A 1,395-nucleotide genomic window follows, 5' to 3' on the forward strand; every position below is an offset into this window, starting at 1 on the left:
GCAGGCCTCGCCCGGCTACGGGTCGCCCTGGTCGGGATCGACTGCAAGCGCGGTGTCGAGCAGCGGGGATACGCGCCCCGGCTGTCGGCGCTGGCCATGACCCCAGAGACGGCGTCCGGACTGCTGGATGCGCTGGTGGGCGAAATGGAAGACCGTTTCGATCTGCTGAGCGACTACGGGGCCGCTGACGTATGGGCGCTGCCCGAGGACATTCGTCCGGTGCCGATCGTGGTGCTCGTGGACGAGGTCGCCGAACTGTTCCTCGTGGCCAGCAAGAAGGAAGAAGACCGCCGGGACCGGATGGTCATGCAGATGATCCGCCTCGGACAGATGGCCCGCGCGGCCGGCATGTACCTGGAGATCTGCGGCCAGCGCTTCGGCTCCGACCTCGGCAAGGGCGCCACCACGCTCCGCGCCCAGCTCACCGGCCGCGTCGTCCACCGCGTCAACGACAAGCAGACCGCCGACATGGGCCTCGGTGACATCGCCCCGGACGCGGTCATGGCCGTAACGGCGATCCCGCCCGACCTGCCCGGCGTCGCGGTGGCCGGCGACTCCTCCGGCGGCTGGTCCCGCATCCGTACACCCGAATTGAGCGCGGCCAAGGCTGCCGAGGCCTGCGCCGAGTACGCGTACCTGACTCCGGCCCTTCCAGCCCTCGCCCCGTACCGGCCGGTGATCCCCGCCTCCGCCGCGTTCCCCGGGTCCGTCCCGCTGGTGAAGCCGACTCCGGCGACGCCGTAGCAGTTCTCTCCCCCTCGGTCGGCGTGACCATCTCGCGCCAGGTCCCTACCCGACCCATGCCCGAAACCGAAGGGAACCGCCATGAGCACTGACACGAAGCCGTCGACCCGCCGGCCGCGTACGGCCAAGCCCGCTCCCGTCCCGCCGTCCTGTGACACCTGTGACGGAACGGGGGAGACCACGACGACCGTCCGGGTCGGGCGCAAGCGCCGGGAGATCGGCGCCACACAGACGGGGCTCTGCCCGAGCTGCCTCGGCACCGGAACCGCCTGACTCGAATCCTCCCCGAAAGGAGGTGACTCGTGTTCCGCACCCTCCGCCTCGACGCCGTACTCATCCAGGCCGTCATCGCCGGTGCCCTGTCCTTCGCCCACCTGCACGATCTGGCTGCGGCGGCCGGACAGGACGGATGGAAGGCCTGGGCCTACCCGGTCAGCGTCGACCTGCTGTTGGTCGCCGCATGGCGCCGGATGCGAACCAACGCAGAGAACCGCGACGCCTGGCTCTGGTTTGCCATCGCCCTCGTCGCATCGCTCGGCGCCAACGTCGCCACCGCCGGACTGCTCGACCTGCACAACGTTCCGCCCTGGCTGCGCATCCTCGTCGCGGGCTGGCCCGCACTCGCCTTCCTCGGCGGCACCCTCCTCGCCC

The 1,395-nt window shown here is 70.7% G+C and carries 3 protein-coding genes; all 3 read left to right on the plus strand.

Features of this window, described 5'->3' with window-relative positions; genetic code table 11:
* The coding region (locus ACS04_RS30045) for an FtsK/SpoIIIE domain-containing protein (RefSeq protein ID WP_048479980.1) at positions 1-744 on the plus strand (744 nt) is incomplete at its 5' end.
* Positions 745-825: 81 nt separating this feature from the next.
* Positions 826-1,017: a hypothetical protein gene (locus ACS04_RS36880; protein WP_078865510.1), complete on the plus strand. Its 192-nt coding sequence runs from the start codon at positions 826-828 to the stop codon at positions 1,015-1,017.
* A 29-nt stretch (positions 1,018-1,046) separates the two neighbouring features.
* Positions 1,047-1,395: DUF2637 domain-containing protein (locus ACS04_RS30050; RefSeq protein WP_048479981.1), on the plus strand; the 349-nt coding region annotated here is incomplete at its 3' end.

Source organism: Streptomyces roseus (genome assembly GCF_001044425.1).
In the GTDB taxonomy this organism is placed as follows: Bacteria; Actinomycetota; Actinomycetes; order Streptomycetales; family Streptomycetaceae; genus Streptomyces; species Streptomyces roseus.